Below are 18,220 nucleotides of genomic sequence, written 5' to 3' on the forward strand. Positions count from 1 at the left end.
ATCTGACCCGGAGATCCTATGTTAGACGCTTATAATAAGCATGTGCAGGAACGCGCATTAAATAATATTCCCCCTCGCCCCTTAACGCCCGAGCAAACTAAACAGGTTATTCGCCTGCTGGCGAGCGGAGCGCACGAAAATAAGGATAGCCTTATTGCGCTGTTAACCGCACGCGTACCGCCGGGTGTCGATCCGGCAGCAAAAATTAAAGCCGATTTTCTTTACCAGCTTATTCAGGCTGACAACCACTCAGATATTATTCCGCCCCAGCAGGCAGTGGAATTACTGGGCGCCATGCAGGGGGGATATAATATTCAGCCGCTGATTGATTTGCTCGATGTGCCGCGCTGGGCGGAGAGTGCCGCGGCGCAGTTAAGCAGCACGCTGCTTATTTTCGATAAGTTCAGCCTGGTTGAAGAGAAAGCGAAGCAGGGAAATCCCTGGGCGCAGCGCGTTATTGAATCATGGGCCGAGGCGGAATGGTTTACCCGCCGACCCGCCTTAGCGGAACGCATTACGCTTACCGTTTTTAAAGTCCCCGGTGAAACCACAACGGACGATCTGTCACCGGCACCAGAGGCCTGGTCACGTCCCGATATTCCCCTTCATGCCCTCTCTCTGCTGAGCAATCCGCGCGACGGGGTGACCCCCGACGAGCCAGGCAGCCGCGGCCCGCTGGCACAGCTCGATGGGCTAAAGAAAGCGGGCTACCCGCTGGTCTACGTGGGTGATGTGGTTGGCACCGGCTCGTCACGCAAATCGGCGACCAACTCCCTTTTATGGCATATCGGCAACGATATCCCCTCGGTGCCCAACAAGCGAAACGGCGGCTTTGTGTTTGGCGGCACTATCGCGCCGATCTTTTTCAATACCCTGGAGGATTCAGGGGCGCTGCCGATTGAGATGGATGTCTCCGGGCTGGAAACCGGGATGCAGATCGACCTCTTCCCTTATCAGGGGGAAGTGCGGGAAAGCGCGACTCAGCGGCTTATCACCACCTTCGCGCTGAAAACCGAGGTGCTGCTGGATGAAGTGCGCGCCGGGGGCCGTATTCCCCTGATCGTCGGCAGAAGCCTGACGGCAAAAGCGCGGGAATCGATGCGGCTGGCCCCGTCCACGCGCTTTCGGCAGCCTAAAGCGCCCCAGCCCTCCTCGGCTGGCTTTACGCTGGCGCAGAAAATAGTGGGCCGTGCCTGCGGCGTGGAGGGCATTCGTCCGGGGCAGTATTGCGAACCCAAAGTCTCCACGGTCGGCTCGCAGGATACCACCGGCGGGATGACGCGCGATGAGCTGACCGATCTGGCCTGCTTGCGCTTTTCGGCCGATCTGGTGATGCAGTCGTTTTGCCATACCTCCGCCTATCCAAAGCCGGTGGATGTGGAACTGCATGAAACGCTGGCTGACTTTATCAGCTGCCGCAACGGCGTTGCGCTGAAGCCCGGCGACGGCATTATCCACTCCTGGCTCAACCGTATGCTGATTCCTGATACGGTAGGAACCGGAGCAGATTCCCATACGCGCTTCCCGCTCGGCATCTCTTTTCCCGGCGGTTCCGGGATGGTGGCGTTTGCCGCCGCGACCGGCATTATGCCGCTGGATATGCCGGAGTCGGTGCTGGTGCGTTTTACCGGCGAGATGCAAAAAGGGATCACCCTGCGCGATCTGGTTCATGCCATTCCGCTCTATGCCATCCGGCAGGGCTTACTCACGGTGGAGAAAAAAAATAAGGTCAATATTTTCTCGGGGCGCATCCTGGAGATCGAGGGGCTGAGCATGCTGAAAGTAGAGCAGGCTTTCGAGCTGGCCGACGCGTCTGCCGAACGCTCTGCCGCCGCCTGTGTCTTGCGGCTGGAAGAGGAAAACGTGGCGGAGTATCTGCGCTCCAGCGTGACCCTGCTGCGCTGGATGATCCGTCAGGGGTATCAGGATCCCGCGACGCTGGAGCGGCGTATTGCCGAGATGGAGGCCTGGCTGGCTAAGCCGTCGCTGCTGGCTGCCGACAAAAACGCCGAGTATGCTGCGGTGATTGACATCGACCTGACGGAGATTACCGAACCTGTTGTCTGCGCCCCTAACGATCCAGACGATGCCCGGCTGCTCTCCGAGGTGGCGCGCTGGCCGATAGATGAGGTGTTTATCGGCTCCTGCATGACCAATATCGGCCATTTCCGCGCCGTCGGTAAAATCATTGCCGACTCCAGAGAGATCCCTACCCGGCTCTGGCTCGCGCCCCCGACGAAAATGGATGCGCAACAGCTTGCCAGAGAGGGATACTTCAATACCTTTATTCGATCGGGTGCCAGAATCGAACCCGCCGGCTGCTCGCTGTGTATGGGCAATCAGGCGCGGGTGCGGCAGCGGAGCCGGGTGGTTTCAACTTCTACCCGCAACTTTCCTCATCGCCTTGGCACCGACGCCAGCGTCTTTCTGGCATCGGCTGAACTCAGCGCCGTGGCGGCCATTATCGGTAAAATGCCGACGGTGGAGCAATATCTGTGGCATATGGAGAGAATCAACGCCACGCGTGATGACACCTATCGCTATCTGAACTTCGATCGCTTACCTGAATATCAGCTAACGGCGGAGGATAAGGCGGTTACAGTACGCCTTGCCGGGCAGAGCCTTTAACCGCTCTCCCGCATAGAGCAACACCCTTAGCGCAGAGGCCGGCTTTTCCTGAGGCCTCTGCCAGCAACCCGATAAAAAATATAACTGGCGTAACCTACATTGAAATCAAAAAGAATAACGTTACTGCTTCTTGCTGCGATCGTTCTGTTATCTGTGGCGATCCCACCGCCTGAAGGATTAACCAGAGAAGCCTGGATACTGGCGGGTATTTACTTCGCCGCCATCGTCGGGCTGGTGAGCAAGCCTTATCCGGAGCCTGTAGTGATGCTTTCGGCCGTGGCGCTATCCTGCTTTGTCGTGGCGGAATTTGACGACTCCCCGATCGGCTCGCTGGATGTGCTGAGCGGCTATGCGTCAGGCACCACATGGCTGGTGTTTAGCGCCTTTACCCTGAGCGCCGCGTTTGTAACAACGGGACTCGGCAAGCGTCTCGCGTACTGGTTTATTTTAAAGTTTGGCAGCACCCCCCTGCGGCTGGGTTATGTCACGGCGCTGCTGGATTTACTGCTCTCGCCTGCCACCCCCTCTAATACGGCCCGCGCGGGCGGCGTGGTGTTCCCCATTATCAACAGCATCGCGCTGGTGCTGGGATCAACGCCCAACGAGACGCCCTGCAAAGCGGGACGCTACCTGATGATCAACATCTATATGGTGACAAAGACCACCAGCTATATGTTTTTAACGGCGTTTGCCGGCAATGCCCTGGCGCTACAGCTTATGTCGGATATCTTCCATATCCAGATCAGCTGGGCCGGCTGGGCGCTGGCCGCGATGCCGCTGGGTCTGCTGATGCTGGCGGTGATCCCCTGTATCACCTACATCATTGCGCGCCCGGAATTAAAGAAGATAGACAATATCAATATCGCGACGGCTGGGCTGCGTGAGCTGGGGCGGATAAGCGGTAAAGAGAAAGCGCTGGTTATTGTTTTTGTCTCTGCCTTACTGGGCTGGATTTTTTCCCGTCATCTGGGGCTGAATGAGTCCGCCGTTGCGGTGATCGCCATGGTGAGCGCGCTGATATTTAACATCATTAGCTGGAATGAGGTGCTGCAAAACAAGGGTGGCTGGAACACCTTGATCTGGTACGGCGGCATTATCGGGCTGAGCGCCACGTTAAATAAAGTGGGCTTTTTCCAGTGGCTGGCCTCTTTTATGTCCGCCCACCTCGATTTCCTCGGCCCGGGTAACAGCACCATCGTGCTGCTCCTGTTTTTAAGTATCGTCGTGCGCTACCTGTTCGCCTCAGGCGGCGCCTATGTGGCGGCGATGGTGCCGGTATTTGCCACCATCGGGCTGATAACCGGAACCGCTCCGCTGCTGTTTGCGCTGGCGATCCTGTTCTCTAACTCCTACGGCGGCTGCATCACCCACTACGGCGGCGCGGCGGGGCCGATTATCTTTGCTGCGGGTTATAACGATATTAAAACCTGGTGGCTGGTGGGAACGGTGCTGGCTCTGCTGACCTTTCTGGTTCATATCCTGCTCGGCATCCCCTGGTGGGACTTTTTGCTGCAGCAAAAGATGCTGTAGATCTTTGCGCGTGCCGGCTCCCCGGCACGCTGTGCATCTGACATTAACATCAGCGCCTGTATATCGAACGCTCAACGCAGCAGCCGTTTTCTGCTGGCTCTCAACGTTGAACGATGCCCCTTACCAGTAGCGCAGCCGATCCAGGCTGACCGGCTCAGGGATTTACCGGGATCACCGAGCCGTGATACTGCTGCTCAATAAACTTCGCCACCTGCGGCGAAGTGAGATCCTTCGCCAGCGCCTTGATGCGCGGATCGTTCGCCAGCTTCGGCGTCGTCACCAGCACGTTGGCGTAAGGGTTGCCCTGTGCTTTCTCCAGCGCCAGCGCATCCTTCGACGGCGTCAGCCCCGCCTGCAGCGCGTAGTTGCCGTTGATCACCGCCAGCTGCACATCATCCAGCGCGCGCGGCAGCTGCGGCGACTCGATCTCGACGATCTTCAGGTGGTGCGGGTTGCTGTCGATATCCGCTGGCGTCGCCAGGTTGTTGATAGCGTCATTCTTACCCGCCTTCAACGTAATCAGTCCGTTGGCCTGTAGCAGGTAGAGCGCGCGGCTCAGGTTGGTAACGTTATTGGGCACCGCCACCTGCGCGCCGTCCGGGATCGCCTGCAGGGATTTTACCTTGTGCGAGTAGAGTCCCAGCGGCTCGATATGCACCGTCGCCGCCACGTCAAACGTTTCGCCCAGCGCCTTCTCCTGATCGCGCAGGTAAGGCAGATGCTGGAAGTAGTTGGCGTCGACGTCGCCGCGCGCCAGCAGTTCGTTGGCGTTGAGGTTGCCGTTGAGTTCGATCACCTGCAGATCGAGCTGAGGATCGATCTTCTTCACGTAGTTAAGGATCTCGCTGTGCGGCACCGGATCCGCCGCCACGCGCAGCACCGCCGCCGAACTGGTTCCTGAGAAGAGCGCCGCCAGCGCCAGCGTCGCTACCATCTTCTTTTTCATGCAATCTCCTTATGAGAGGGTCTTGAGATAATCGCCGTAGTAGCGCTGCGCCACATCGCGATGCGAGCGCAGACGTCCTTTGAGGTAATTCCAGCCCACGTCGCGGATCAGCGGGTTAGTGGGATCGCTGGTTGGCCCCAGCGCTTCCGCCGCCAGCGCGTCGGGCAGCTGATAGATCGGCACCTGGCTGTCGAGCTGCGCGCCGAGGAAAAAGGCGATGGAGATGCGCTCCTGCCCCTGCGGCGGCGAGAGCACGCGGTGTACGGTGGCACGCAGATAGCCGTTGGTCGCCAGCTCCAGCAGCTCGCCGATATTCACCACGAACGCGCCCGGTATCGGCGCGGCATCGACCCAGTTGCCTGGTGTCACCTCCACCTGTAAACCGCGCTGCGCGTCCTGCAGCAGAAATGTGAGAAAGCCGGAGTCCTTGTGCGCGCCAACCCCCTGCTGGCTGTCAGTTGCGCGCTGGCCGGGATAGCGGATCAGCTTGACGTGCTCGTTGGGATAGCGGCCGTAGAGCGCGTCGAAGGCGTCTTCCGGCAGCGACAGCGAGCGGGCAAAGGCACGCAGCAGACGCAGCGCCACACGGGTCATCTCCTGCTGCCAGGCGTTGATCACCGGGCGCAGCTGCGGCAGCGCCTCTGGCCAGAGGTTCGGCCCCTGCAGGCGCTTCCACGCCGGATCGTCCGCCTGCAGCAGCAGCGGCTCGCGATCCGCGCCGATATCGAACTGCTCGCGCTGGTCCCGCTGATCGCGGGTGTACTCTACGCCCGCCAGGTTGTAGCCGCGAAAGTGCGGCGAGTGGATCATTGAGACGCGCAGCTTCTCTTGCTGCGGCAGGTCGAAAAAGGCGCGCGTAATGCTCTGCACGTTCTCCTGCAGCTGCGGGTGGATGCCGTGGTTGATAAGGTAGAAAAAGCCCACGTCGCGTGCGCTTTCGCGCAGACGGGTTAAGAAGTCGGTTTGTTCCGTTTCGCTGCCGGCGAGTTGCGCCAGATCCAGCACCGGTAAGCTTGTCCAGGTCATTGTGCGTTTTCCAGAGAGGATGCCCGGAATTACCCTCGCACTAATAAAACGCATCGGGAAATAGTGAAGCGCTATATGTTATCGCAAGGGGTTTTTAGAAGAAGTTGGGGAAAGGGTATGCGGGAAAGAGATTTAGAATAAGGTAATTAAGGAAAGCTGGTAAGTAGTGAACAGAGAACCAGCAGAATATTTCCAGATTCAGGCAGCATAAATATGATGAAGAGTAGCCATCCTTAATTTTGGAATGATTGCTCGCCCCATATTTTCCAAACAAGATCCACAGTCCAGTCTAATTTGAGGAGCATCAGATAACATTGGCAATGTATACACCCTGAGAAAGAATATTTATCGTCTTCTCAATGCACTGCGTTTATTGAGAAGCGTTGTTATACAGCTCAAAAAATCTAGCCAGCAGACACAATTTTTGCTCCTCAACCAACCAAAAAACTTAGAATATTTTCTGATGTGTAATAAATACGAAAACTGGTATTTTTACTAAAAAGTGGGTAAAAATCTTAATAGTCTCTTTCGATTTATGCATACTCAATCCTGCTGGTGACTGATATTAACCGGGCTTCGACTAATACCGCACCACGTTAAGCAACCCACTTTCTAACCATTTTAATTTACGCCCTATTTCCCAGCGCAATTCATTTGAAGATCAACCCTAAAATCTCCTTAGTTAATACTTTCAGGTTTATTTATTGAAAATCCTTTCACGAAAAACCCCAAATAATAAGAATCATGAATGATGCAAAGGAATTTACTAAATCCCACACTTAATTTTAAGAAATATCTGACACTTAAAAGGTTGCAAAAATCATCAGGCAGAAAAATTTCATATTGCTGTCTGTCGACATGATTGGTCATGCTCTACACTAGGATCTGCTAATCTGGATAAGATGGCGGTAGTAAGCTTTTAACATTGTCTATAACTTGCTCAAAAAATCGTACCTCACTATAATGCTTACATCTGTATAAGATCATAGATATGGGCTTAATGTCGCTCCGTTTAAAGAACAATCTTTCCACACAATTTGAAACAACCGGATGCACAAAGTACTTGCTAAGAAATCAGTCAATTGAAGAGCATATTGCCCGGGAAATCACTCAAGGTGCAGAAATCGAGCATGCAATTCAGGAGGCAGATACCAGTGATTTGCTACTTCAGATAAGCCAGTTAACATGCTTCATTGTACGATAGTAAAACCACATGGAAATTAAAGTGCTACGCAAGGTCATTGCAAACCTTAAGATTAATTTTCGATATAGCTCTGGAGAAGTTCCAAAAGCTAAGGAACGGTTTGCAAACGAAGCCTCGAGGCTTACGCAACTATTCAAAATGTACCCCGTCATAGGGTGTGAAGAGCAATTACTTGAGACAGGTGAGATCATTTTTATTAGTAATCCCTGTATCATTCCCTGTGTGGTACGAAAAAAAATAATTCAGCCTTATGATGTGTAATATGCATTGACATCTACCTGCGAACTGTTAAAAACCACTCAGCAGGCAACGAGTTTCCTTAAGATATGGAATTCAAATTATGAATAAATCTGCTCTAAAACTGTTGAATAAAAAATTCATTATTTCAGTAATAACTTCCTCCACATTTATTACTGGATGCACCATAGCTACTATATGGTTCTATCTTTCAAACATTGACAGATTAGATATATTTTTTGATGCTGTAAGCCTCAGCTCAGCTTTAGGTATCATATTTTTTTTCATATTATTATCCATATCTGGATTTAGCTTGGTCATTTTCATGTCCTCTTTTATTTTAATACTCATCTGCACAGGGCTTGAAGAAAAAATAAAAGATTATGCAAGCATGCCACACAGAATATCTAACGCTTGCTATCTGAACAGTTTATTTATATGCTGCGGAATCATTTTTGCGTATTACATTTATTATATTTTTGGATGGAGCGGCTATTTAATAACTGCATTAAGCTTGATAACTATGTGTGTCTTCAGTTATATTATCTGCTTTCATCTTTTATTTAAAATACAAAGATCCCGCTTAAAGGAATCTGATAACTACGAGAAGCTTCCCCGAAAAAAAGGATTGTTATTTTTACTACCCTTGCAACTGATGGCGCCCGGAATCGTTCAAATCCTACCCATGATTTTTCTGCTCGCCCAACTTGATTTTAGTGAAGGGACAAGTAATTGGGTTGAAATGATAATACTTCTTGCCTTAACAGCGGCTATTGTTACGATTGGCATTCTGCCTGGCACTATACATATTAATGAGCGTAGAAATGGCAACAGACTTACTAGCTTCTTGATTGTTTTAATATGCATACCTGTCGTGATTGCTGTATTCAGCGCCTGGTATCGCCCTATCCCTAACATGATAGTTAATATCGCGATGAATCTCTCAGGTATTAGTGACTGGAGAAACCATCAGTATTATATTGAAAGTAAAAATCATCCTCACGGTATGTTTAACGGTTTAACCTGGAACACTCGATACTATCAAGATATTCCCGAGAGATTTTTCATTACCGGTGTCAGTACATTTACCTTAGGGGATATCAAGCTGATATGCCCAACTGAAATAACTGAAGCAAGAAAAGAAAGCCTGAAATTTACCGTTAATGATATCAATGAGTACGAGCAAAAAGGAGAGCAGCTGAGGGCCGCTGCTATGAAATGTATTCCTTTTAATAAGAAGGATATACACACGTGGGATTCGCCATTATCTGAGCCAATTTACTATGAGAAAGTCAAACAGAATATAGATAACTCTATGATAAAGATTCTGCATGCTCTTAAATGAGTGATTAGAGGTTTTCTTTATCAAGCTCTCCTCCTTTGCTCAACATTATGGGCATAAGGAGAGCTTGCATTTGCTTTACTACACTCCAGGATACGCGCGCTCATGTAGACGGTTACCTCACCTGCCATCAAGGCAATGTTATTAATCATTCGTCGGAAAATCGTCACGGCTGACAGGTCGGTGATATAATTCTGTTCCTGTTCCTGCTTTACCAGCCCAGGTATTATTGACTGAACGAACTGTTCCAATAATGGTCCGTTATGATCCTTATTACGTATTTATCTGTTAGTTCAGAGGCTAATGTTTAAAAGTAAATTCAGCAAAGAGGACTGGCTGGAAGCACGTGCTCTAATAACAAAGCAACAACTTTTGCAGAAACCTTTCGCCAGCACTTCGCTAAAACAGAGACCCTAGCGAATACATACAACGACGAATGGCGCAGGCTGCCCCGATAATACAATAGAAGAATAACGCTATAATTCAAAAGCCTACGCATCATTTACCACTTTATTCAGGAGGAACTGAGCGGCAGCTGGAGAGCCTGGCCAAGGAAAAGGAAAAGCAGCCGCCACAGCTGGCATTCATCATCGTCTCAAGGCAAACGCCTACATGTTCTGTTAAAAGGGCATAACCGATGAGCTACTGGGCATTTTTTTGGTGCTGTAAAAAGCAAAGCTGTTTAGCCTGCTGAGCATGAAGCACCGCTAGTTCAGTCGTTCCGGCGGGGAATATATGCCCGGCGTAATTACCGGCGTCAATCACGCCGACACGCTTTACAACCGCTTTTTTATGCACCGCATAATCGAAACCGGCAAAAATTACGGCGCCTTTCAAAAGTGCTTTTACACGTGGCCGTCCTTCCATTGAAGAAGTGAATTTCAACCCAGACTTGTAAATTTCTGGTTGAAAGAAGCGTTCTTCACTAACTTGATCAGTATCCCCCGGATTTAAGTTGACGAACTCAGACAACACAGAAAACAATATATCTGCATGCACTGTTTTTAGAGGATAAAGGGACTTTCTCGGGAGGCCTGCAAAAACTTATGGTGCCGAAGGCCGGACTCGAACCGGCACGTATTTCTACGGTTGATTTTGAATCAACTGCGTCTACCGATTTCGCCACTCCGGCACGGAAGGGGATGCGGAAACGTTGAGGATTATACCTGCCGCGCGTCGCCATGCAAGCGACGACGCGGTAAACCCGCGCTAAGTGCCCAAAAAACCAGCTCTCTCCTCAGTCCCGCTGCGACACCGCCAGTTGTATCACTCGCGCAGCCTTTTGCTCCGGCAGCGACAGCACCTTCACCCCTATTTTCTGCCCCCTGTCGCAGGCGAGCCTCTCCCTGCCCACCGCCTTTTCGGCTGTCTGGCATCAACGCCAAAGGGGTCAGAAAATACCTTTTTGCCGAATGGCTTTCATCTTCTGCGCCGGCGCGCTAAGGCTGCTCAGCGCAATCTCTTCGGTCTGTCCGTTTTTAGCACTCTCCGCGGGTATGGCACCGCCAGACGCGCCAGAGCTTAGCTTGCGCAGCAGTCGGGTTTGCTGCTCCAGCAGCGTTTTCAGGTGAACGACCTCGCTGCGCAGCTGGGTCAGCTCTTCACGCGACGCCTCGTCCAGCGCGGCTGGCGGCTGCCGCTGCAGCGCGTCGCACATCAGCGCGCGCAGCTGACGCAGCTGCTGCTTGCTGAAATCCGCGCTCGCTTTTGCCGGGTCTGTCTCCACAGGCGCAGCCCCACCACCAGTAAGCAGACCGGCGCTGGAGAGCTCCTGACACAGGCCATCAAGCGTCAGCCCTTCGCGGCCCAGCGACTCCGCAATATGGCTGCAAAGTAGCGGGTTCAGGAGTTGCAGCTGTAAACCCGCCAGGTAAAGGGTGCGGTGGAAACGGCGCATCTCCATCTGGCTGTCTTCAGGAGTGCTGCCCTGAAGCTTGATGGCCTGATGCCATTGTTTAAGCTGTAGCACTGCGCGCCTGTCCGCGCGCGAATGCTCAGGTGACAAATAAAGCGTAAAATTAACCCGCCGGACAGGCCCGTTACTCATCGACACCCACCTCTGCCATATGCGGCAGGGCGACCTCCCCCACTTCTGAATCGGCATGGTAGAGGCAAATTTCCCGCGACAGCGCGCTCTGTGGGTTCTCGATGGCGATTACGCGATCCCCCAGCGTGGCGTAGGTGTCGCGAACCGCCTGTTCAACCAGATGCGCCCCCGCCGACCAGATAAACGCGGTTCGGGTTTTTGGCGAACTTCTTCGCTTCATAGGCCACCTGATCCCCAAGCTCCTGAATCTTGATTTCAATCCGCTCCAGGATATCGGCAATGCGGGACTCATCGTTAATCACGCTTTTCACAAAATCGATATCATGGCGGCGCTTTATAAGCTCGTTTGCAACAAGGTAGCTGGAGTCGCTATCGGCGGCGGCTAACAGCTTACGCGTCGCGTCGGTCACCATGGCCACGCCAATTTCGTTGTTCCCATAGATCGCAGAGACATCATCAAACTCACCGACAATCACCCCCATATCGAGCGTGGTGCCGCCGCAGTCAATAACCAGCGATTTGGTGAACTCATTGACCTGTGAGTTAAGCAGGTGCGAAAGCGCCGCTGGCAGGCTTTCCGGCATCACCTGAACGTCAGCGATGCGAAACAGCTCTCCCTTATTCAGGGTGATATCCCGCATCAGATTGCGCCGCTTTGCCTCAATGCGGCTTTCGTTACGCTGGCAGTCGTCCGGGTTGTAGTACTGCGTAATAGGCAGGGTAACGATGATTTCAACCTCGCACGGCGCAATACCCGTCTGCAGCAGAGCGTGGTGAACGGCCAGCAGGTTGAGATCGTCATACTGGTAATCGATGTGCGTGGTAGAAAGCGCCTTGTCGGAGGTGGCGTCGTAGGTGTATTTCGTTGTGCCTATGGTGTAGTTGTATACCGACTGCCCGCGCAGCAGGGCGGCGCTTTTCCAGTCTTTGCGGAAGGAGTTTGGCGATACCACGGTTTTCAGAACGCCGTCCTGGATCCAGCTGATTTTGACGTTGGTTGAGCCATCATCGATAGCGAATTTCATACGTTGTGCAGTCATTATTTAAAGTCTCATTACAGGTAGGTTAACGGGCTATCCGCACGGCCTTACAGGACGCGTCGTGCCCCTAAATAACGTTGTTGCCAGAAATCACTGGTAAGCTGACTAATACGGATAGTGAGTCCGGTTCGCGGCGCTTCGATAAACTGCCCCTCGCCAAGATAAACGCCGACGTGATCGGCCCCCGGCCGCTGGTTGATATTGAAAAAGATCAGATCGCCCTTCTTCAAATGCTGCTGTTGCACCCGCTTTAAGCGGTTATCCTGAAACATGCTGTTAGCCGTACGCGGCAGTTTTTGCTCGAGGACGTGGTTGAAGGCGTAAAAGACCAGTCCGCTGCAGTCGAACCCTTCGTGCGGGCTTGCTCCGCCCCACTGATAGGGTTTTCCGAGCTGGCTTTTCAGGCGCTGAAGGACGGTGCGTAACTTTGTCTGGCTCTCTCTCACGCGGCGCTTATCCCGCACCCGGTTCAGCATTTTCTCTGAGCCGCCGAGAACGCCCGGCTCCCAGCGCGGATGCATCGCCAGCATCTTTCTGTTGCTCAGGCGCTGCGCCAGTTTCCGCTCCCGCTCGCGAGATAGCTGGCCGGGGGTGGCCGGCCCCCCTGTTTTGCGCTTTTTCGCCTGCGCGAAAAGCCTGTCACGGTTCGCTTTACGCTGCTGAACCTCTGCGGAGATTGTCGACCCGGATAAGGGCACGGGCTGCGCCTCGGCCGAGGCTAGCGGGCCGGCCAGAATGGCTATCAGGAAGAAAGCGCGTAGCAGAGCGACAGGATAAGTCCTTACGGGTAAGAGCTGGCGGAGAGCAGGGAAAGGTTTCACAGCGCTAATCTGGACGTTACTGAGGATGGTTAAGCTTATCTGCCAGTGGCTTAATCACTTTCTCGCCCTGATGCCCGAAGAACTGATAGAGCGAATCGCTGGCCGAATTCGTCAGCACCATGATCTCGATGCGTCGGTTCTCGGAACTCAGGGGATCATCCGGATTCAGCAGCACCTGGTCGGCCATGCCGCTTACCTGCAACACTTTTTCTGGGTCGAGACCGCCGCGCGTCAGCACGGTTCGGGCCTGCATCGCACGCTCGGCTGAGAGCGTCCAGTTGTTATAAAGCTCCTGATCGCGATAGCGGGTTGCATCGGTATGGCCCGTAATCACGATCTTGTTATCAATTTTGTTCAGCTCCGGCGCAAACTCGGTCAGCAGCTGTTTGAAAAAGGGAGCCAGAATGGCGCTGCTGCGCTGGAACATTTCGCGTTTAGGATCGTCGGTTATCAGGATACGTAACCCCTGAGGCACCACCTCTATCTGGAGATTTGCCTGCGCGTTATAGGCGGAGGTTATTTTCATGATAACGCGCGCCAGCTCCTCAATTTCGCTTTGCGCGTTCACGCTGACCTGCCCGTTTACGCTGACCTCTTTGAGCCTATCCGTCTTGTTCGCCAGCGCCTCCGGCTCTGGCTGTTTATCAGCGTCGGCAGCGCCCTCGCCATCGTCACTGCTGCTATGCTGGTGGACGAGCGCGATCTGGCTGTCTCCGGCAAACTCTTCCTGCGTAATTGACAGGATGATGCCGCCATCAAATATCGACTCGCCGTGCAGCCGTGAGACGATCTCTTTGCGCTCCTGTTCTGTTACCGCGCCCATAATCAACTTTGTTGTTGTGACCAAGGGTGCAGAGCGTATCTCGGAGGTCTCGGCTCGCTTTACGCTGGACGCCCTCCCCGGCAAACAGATGGCTATCGATGCCGATCTCAACGCCGGGTTAATCAACCAGCAGCAGGCGCGCAGCCGCCGTCAGGAGGTCGCCAAGGAGGCGGACTTCTACGGCGCGATGGACGGGGCATCCAAATTCGTCCGCGGCGATGCCATTGCCGGGATCATGGTCCTGATCATTAACGTGATTGGCGGGATCTGCATCGGTATCTTTAAATACGATTTAGAGGCCAGCGTCGCTTTCCGCCAGTATGTCCTGCTCACCATCGGTGACGGTCTGGTGGCACAAATTCCTTCCCTGCTGCTCGCCACCTCCGCCGCGATTATCGTAACGCGCGTCAGTGAAGGCAATGACATCAGCGATGAGATCAAAACGCAGCTTCTTTCAAAACCGAAGGTGCTCTACACCGCCGCGTTTGTGATGTTTATTCTGGCGATTGTGCCGGGCATGCCGCACATTGCTTTCCTGAGCTTTACCGCGCTGCTGTTATTTGCCGCCTGGCGCCAAAGCAAAGTGGTGCAGCCCGCCACACAAGAGATGGATATTGAGGCGATCAATGAGGCGCTGGCGCCTGACGCCTCCACGGCCATCACATGGGACAGCATCCCACTGGTTGAACCTATCGGTCTGAGCCTCGGCTACAAGCTTGTTACCCTGGTGGACGAGTCCAGGGGCAGCCCGCTTTCGCTGCGCGTTCGCGGGGTAAGGCAGGTTATTTCCGAACTCTGTGGGGTATTACTGCCGGAGATCCGCATACGCGAAAACTTCCGGCTAAAGCCCTCACAGTATGCGATCCACGTCAACGGCATACGCACGGCGGTGGCGGAAGTGCAGGCTGAAAAGCTGATGGCTATTCCCGGAACCGAACTCTACGGTGAAATTGATGGCGTGCTGGACACCGATCCGGCCTACGGTATGGCGATTGTGTGGATCGATCCCGACCAGAAGGCGAAGGCGCTTAATCTGGGGTATCAGGTGGTGGATTGTTCAAGCGTGGTCGCCACCCACGTTAACAGGGTCGCGCGTGAATATTTACCGGAGCTGTTCAACTATGACGATATCACCCATCTGCATGCTCGCCTGGCTCAGCAGGCACCTAAGCTTGCAGAGGACTTAAACGCGGCGCTCAACTTTAGCCAGCTTTTGCGCGTTTATCGCCAGCTCCTGCTTGAGCAGGTTTCACTGAAAAATATTGTGACCATCGCCTCAACGCTGCTGGAGAGCTCGGCCATCACGAAAGATCCGCTGCTGCTTACCGCCGATGTACGCTACGCGCTACGCCGCGCGCTGGTGCATAACATCAACGGCGATCGCCCTCAGCTGGCTGCCTGTACCATCGATAATCATCTGGAAAACCTGCTGCTCAGCGCACTGAACCAGGCCCAGCAGGCAGGAAAAGTCACGCTGGATAACTTCCCGGTCGATCCCAATATCCTGACGCAGCTGCAAAATACGATGCCAGTGATTTACGAACAGATGAAGGCTAAAAATCTGCCTCCGCTGCTGCTGGTGACGCCGCAGCTGCGTCCGCTGATTTCCCGCTATGCCCGCCTTTTTGCAAAAGGGCTGCATGTGCTCTCCTACAATGAAGTGCCTGACGATGCGGATTTAAATGTGGTGGGCACGCTGGCGTAACGCGCAAAGCCCGGTAACCAGGAGGTGCCTTTATTGCTCCATATAGCGCATTCGCCATTGCGCTATGGTGCGCGGCATTTTACTGATATCGCTATTTTGCGTGCTGTAATAATAGAAGGTCAGTTTACCTTTTTCATCAGGGGCAATTCTGGCTGCCCAGATATCACTGGCGTTATACATAATGATGGCGGTGCGGGTGTTGGCCGCCCCGCGCAGCCAGGATAAAATTACCGTGGCACCAATATTATCGATATCCTGGTGGTATATATAAGCATTAGCCGTCTGAATAAATTTCTGATAATCCTTCCCCACCAGCGCACGAAATTGCTGGTCTGTTTTTGCATCAGGCAGGATTTGCAGTGAAAGCAGCGTGGCTTCCGGGCGCGGGTCGTTTTCTGATCTTTCGTAAATACCGTCAATAAAGGCGCCGCTGGGCATGGACAGGCTGCACCCCTTTTTACCGCTGCTAAAAACCTGAAGCGCACCGCTGCTTTCCGGAATCAGCAACACCTTGCAGCGTTTACTTCCCGCCATATTGTTGATGAGCAGCATGCCGTCTATCTTACGCGCTTCGCCGGTATAGGCCTCTTTATTCAGCCCGGACCAGATGCGAATATCAACATTTACCGTCCAGTCGGCGTTGTGGCTGAACTCAATCACTCCGCCGTTCATGTTTGCCGCGAGGGTATTCCACCAGCGTCCCTGCCAGATAAATTGCGCCGGGGCCTCAGCCAGCTTACCGATGCCCGCATAGTAGGCGCGCTCTATACAGCTTTCTGACGAACAGGTTTTGAGTGACTTCTGCCATGCCAGATACTCCTGATGAACAGGGTATCCTTCGCGGCGCGCCAGCGTATCGCGATAGTACGTTGCCATAATGTTATTAAGCCAGCTGAGATTTTCACTGTGACAAATCGTGTTCTCAAGGGGGGTCGCCGCACGCTGGCAGTTAACGGCAAACGCGCTGGTTGCTACTAATGACGCGAAAATTACGCATAAAGCATTCAGTAACTTAATCATGCCGGGTGCTTTTTAACCAAAGTGTCAGGTATTTTGGCTAAATTGCGCTCAGGTTGCAATAAAACAAAATAGATTATTTACTTATTCACTCTATAAACAGGCTAGCGATGTCTATTTCCCTGGAATAACTCGCTTAATGTAAAAATTAATTCCCACTCAGGTTAAAAATAAAGTCAACCAATAGAATAAAGGTTAAATAAAAATATTATTATGCCTGTGCTTCATTGACGTTGATATTATGGTGTAAAAATTGTGCTCGCGCAGGGCTTCTCCCGACACGCCGCCAGCCGCTCGGTTGCGGAGCCATCACAACGCCGCCATTTATCACGCGGATGTTCACCAGCATGCCGTTGATATAGCCCGCCCTTCCTTACAGAATCCTCCGATTCCGCCCTCCCTTACCCGGTCGCCGGAACTTTCCCCCCTCAGATTCCTCTTAGCAAAGCTAGCGGCGCAACTCACGATGCGCAGCGTGAAGACAAACGAGGTTGAAATGAATAAAGCCACACAACGTACGATTTTAGGCATGGGGTTCAGCGCGCTGCTGTTAGCCGGTAGCGCGTCGGCGGCAAGCTGGCAGGATCAGCTGAGCAGCGCGGCGTCGCAGCTCAGCCAGCAGAACAGCAGCAACACCAGTGCGACCAACAGCACCGCGCAGAACGGCGGGCTGTCGCTCGGCTCGCTGACCGGCCTGCTGAACGGCGGTGACAAAGCGGTCAGCGCCAACAGCATGACCAACGCCGCAGGCGTGATGCAGTACTGCGTACAGCACAACGTGGTGGATAACAACGTCAAGTCGGTGAAAGAGCAGGTGCTGGATAAGCTCGGCCTGAGCAGCCAGACGGCGCAGACGCAAAACACCGACTACCAGCAGGGCATCGCCGGCCTGCTGAATACCGGCAACGGCCAGCAGCTGAACCTGCAAAGCCTGAGCAACTCACCGATGGGCGAGAAGCTGAAAACCAAAGCCTGCGACGTGGTTCTCAAACAGGGCAAGAAATATATCGGCATGTAATTTCAGCGCTGTAAGGCCGGGAGGAGCCCTCTCTCTTCCCGGCTAATCGCCGCCCGCGCGGTTGCGCGCGGCCATTTCACTTCAGTCTCTTATAACCTGTTCCGCCCACATTTCCCCGTCCGACTAACAGCGCTATAGTGAAGGTTTTAAGCCACAAAGGACAGCGCGCATGAAAGGCATCAACATTGCGATTTACTTCGATCCCGACCTTATTTTTGCCACGGTACATCAGCCAGACGGCAGCTACCTGAGCAAAAACTTTCAGTATGACGATGCGGTTATTGAAGAGATCTACCAGTGGCTGGAACAGTTCACGCCAAATCGCACCCATATTTGCCTGCTTGAGCACGACACCGCCGATATCCTTGCCGACGAACTGGTGGATAACGGCTATCACGTTCATCGCGTCAGCACCCATCTGATGCTGGAGTGGTTCACCTCCTCGCCGCCCGCCACCCCGGACGGCTCGCCGGTACGTGCGCTGCTGCGCTACCTGGAAGAGGAGAAGCCGGAGCAGTATGTGTCGCGCACGCCGCAGATTGAGGCGCTGCTCGATATGTTCGACGATCTCGACGCGCTGGAAGAGGTGGAAGAGGAAGATGACGAAGACAGCCTGCCGGATGACGTGCTGCGCCTGGTGAAGCAGAAAAAGATCACCGGCCTGGCGGCCGCGCAGAGCCTGATCCCGGAGCTGAACGAGCGCATCCGCGAGCATCTGATGCGCTATCCAGAGCTGATGACGCCCGAACTGCTGGAAGATTTCTTCCCGGAGCTGCTGGAAGCGATGGAGCGGCCTAAACACTAGCCCTTCCTGACCACGCCATCTAAAGAGGACG

At 53.5% G+C, this 18,220-nt stretch carries 12 protein-coding genes, 1 tRNA gene and 2 pseudogenes; 6 read left to right on the forward strand and 9 right to left on the reverse strand.

The annotated features are described in order from the left end of the window. Window positions 1-18 precede the first annotated feature (18 nt). Window positions 19-2,628 (forward strand): bifunctional aconitate hydratase 2/2-methylisocitrate dehydratase, encoded by a 2,610-nt coding sequence (locus LB453_RS19395; RefSeq protein ID WP_103793838.1) that lies wholly within the window; start codon window positions 19-21, stop codon window positions 2,626-2,628. 99 nt (window positions 2,629-2,727) lie between these two features. Next, a complete protein-coding gene (locus LB453_RS19400; RefSeq protein WP_103793837.1) occupies window positions 2,728-4,158 on the forward strand; it encodes an anion permease in 1,431 nt (476 codons plus the stop codon). A 154-nt stretch (window positions 4,159-4,312) separates the two neighbouring features. Here the strand turns inward: LB453_RS19400 and LB453_RS19405 are convergent, their stop codons facing one another. Both LB453_RS19405 and LB453_RS19410 read right to left on the reverse strand, forming a co-directional pair. Beyond that, window positions 4,313-5,104, reverse strand: coding sequence for a MetQ/NlpA family ABC transporter substrate-binding protein (locus LB453_RS19405; protein WP_103793836.1), 792 nt, complete (start codon window positions 5,102-5,104; stop codon window positions 4,313-4,315). A 9-nt stretch (window positions 5,105-5,113) separates the two neighbouring features. Further along, on the reverse strand, window positions 5,114-6,130 hold the full coding sequence (locus LB453_RS19410; RefSeq protein WP_103793835.1) for an isopenicillin N synthase family dioxygenase: 1,017 nt from the start codon (window positions 6,128-6,130) through the stop codon (window positions 5,114-5,116). A 1,544-nt stretch (window positions 6,131-7,674) separates the two neighbouring features. Between LB453_RS19410 and LB453_RS19415 the strand changes: the two genes are divergently transcribed. Beyond that, the gene (locus LB453_RS19415; RefSeq protein WP_103793834.1) at window positions 7,675-8,916 is read left to right on the forward strand and encodes a hypothetical protein; all 1,242 of its coding nucleotides are present in this window, start codon (window positions 7,675-7,677) and stop codon (window positions 8,914-8,916) included. A gap of 639 nt (window positions 8,917-9,555) precedes the next feature. Here LB453_RS19415 and LB453_RS19420 read toward each other — a convergent pair. The 6 genes and pseudogenes from LB453_RS19420 to LB453_RS19450 all read right to left on the reverse strand — a co-directional run bounded on the left by LB453_RS19420 (window position 9,556) and on the right by LB453_RS19450 (window position 13,644). Further along, window positions 9,556-9,888 (reverse strand): hypothetical protein, encoded by a 333-nt coding sequence (locus tag LB453_RS19420; RefSeq protein WP_146053790.1) that lies wholly within the window; start codon window positions 9,886-9,888, stop codon window positions 9,556-9,558. A gap of 72 nt (window positions 9,889-9,960) precedes the next feature. Continuing rightward, window positions 9,961-10,045 (reverse strand) — tRNA-Leu (locus LB453_RS19425). Window positions 10,046-10,303: 258 nt separating this feature from the next. Then, complete coding sequence (locus LB453_RS19435; RefSeq protein WP_103793832.1) at window positions 10,304-10,882, reverse strand: hypothetical protein; 579 nt, start codon at window positions 10,880-10,882, stop codon at window positions 10,304-10,306. A gap of 70 nt (window positions 10,883-10,952) precedes the next feature. Beyond that, window positions 10,953-11,985 (reverse strand): annotated as a pseudogene (gene parM, locus LB453_RS19440) (plasmid segregation protein ParM domain-containing protein). A 62-nt stretch (window positions 11,986-12,047) separates the two neighbouring features. Beyond that, on the reverse strand, window positions 12,048-12,821 hold the full coding sequence (locus LB453_RS19445) for a C40 family peptidase (RefSeq protein ID WP_224481554.1): 774 nt from the start codon (window positions 12,819-12,821) through the stop codon (window positions 12,048-12,050). Window positions 12,822-12,837: 16 nt separating this feature from the next. After that, window positions 12,838-13,644, reverse strand: coding sequence for an OmpA family protein (locus tag LB453_RS19450; protein WP_103793831.1), 807 nt, complete (start codon window positions 13,642-13,644; stop codon window positions 12,838-12,840). Between LB453_RS19450 and LB453_RS19455 the strand changes: the two are divergent. Continuing rightward, a pseudogene (locus LB453_RS19455) lies at window positions 13,643-15,349 on the forward strand (flagellar biosynthesis protein FlhA); the annotation flags it as partial. The gene LB453_RS19450 and the pseudogene LB453_RS19455 overlap by 2 nt on opposite strands. Window positions 15,350-15,379: 30 nt before the next feature. Here the strand turns inward: LB453_RS19455 and LB453_RS19460 are convergent. Further along, window positions 15,380-16,369 (reverse strand): lysozyme inhibitor LprI family protein, encoded by a 990-nt coding sequence (locus tag LB453_RS19460; protein ID WP_103793829.1) that lies wholly within the window; start codon window positions 16,367-16,369, stop codon window positions 15,380-15,382. 493 nt (window positions 16,370-16,862) lie between these two features. Here LB453_RS19460 and LB453_RS19465 point away from each other — a divergent pair, with 493 nt between their 5' ends. Next, window positions 16,863-17,384, forward strand: a complete 522-nt coding sequence (locus LB453_RS19465; protein WP_103794034.1) for a DUF2501 domain-containing protein — start codon at window positions 16,863-16,865, stop codon at window positions 17,382-17,384. Between the two features lie 169 nt (window positions 17,385-17,553). After that, window positions 17,554-18,189, forward strand: coding sequence for a hypothetical protein (locus LB453_RS19470; RefSeq protein WP_103793828.1), 636 nt, complete (start codon window positions 17,554-17,556; stop codon window positions 18,187-18,189). The last annotated feature ends 31 nt before the right edge of the window (window positions 18,190-18,220 follow it).

Origin of the sequence: Pantoea agglomerans (assembly GCF_020149765.1) — a bacterium.
Lineage (GTDB): Bacteria > Pseudomonadota > Gammaproteobacteria > Enterobacterales > Enterobacteriaceae > Pantoea > Pantoea alvi.

Excerpts from the sequence above, each read along its gene's own strand:
- LB453_RS19460 (WP_103793829.1), bottom strand. The coding sequence starts at position 16,369 with ATGATTAAGTTACTGAATGCTTTATGCGTAATTTTCGCGTCATTAGTA.
- LB453_RS19465 (WP_103794034.1), top strand. The coding sequence starts at position 16,863 with ATGAATAAAGCCACACAACGTACGATTTTAGGCATGGGGTTCAGCGCG.
- LB453_RS19405 (WP_103793836.1), bottom strand. The coding sequence starts at position 5,104 with ATGAAAAAGAAGATGGTAGCGACGCTGGCGCTGGCGGCGCTCTTCTCA.
- LB453_RS19415 (WP_103793834.1), top strand. The coding sequence starts at position 7,675 with ATGAATAAATCTGCTCTAAAACTGTTGAATAAAAAATTCATTATTTCA.
- LB453_RS19470 (WP_103793828.1), top strand. The coding sequence starts at position 17,554 with ATGAAAGGCATCAACATTGCGATTTACTTCGATCCCGACCTTATTTTT.
- LB453_RS19450 (WP_103793831.1), bottom strand. The coding sequence starts at position 13,644 with ATGGGCGCGGTAACAGAACAGGAGCGCAAAGAGATCGTCTCACGGCTG.
- LB453_RS19410 (WP_103793835.1), bottom strand. The coding sequence starts at position 6,130 with ATGACCTGGACAAGCTTACCGGTGCTGGATCTGGCGCAACTCGCCGGC.
- LB453_RS19395 (WP_103793838.1), top strand. The coding sequence starts at position 19 with ATGTTAGACGCTTATAATAAGCATGTGCAGGAACGCGCATTAAATAAT.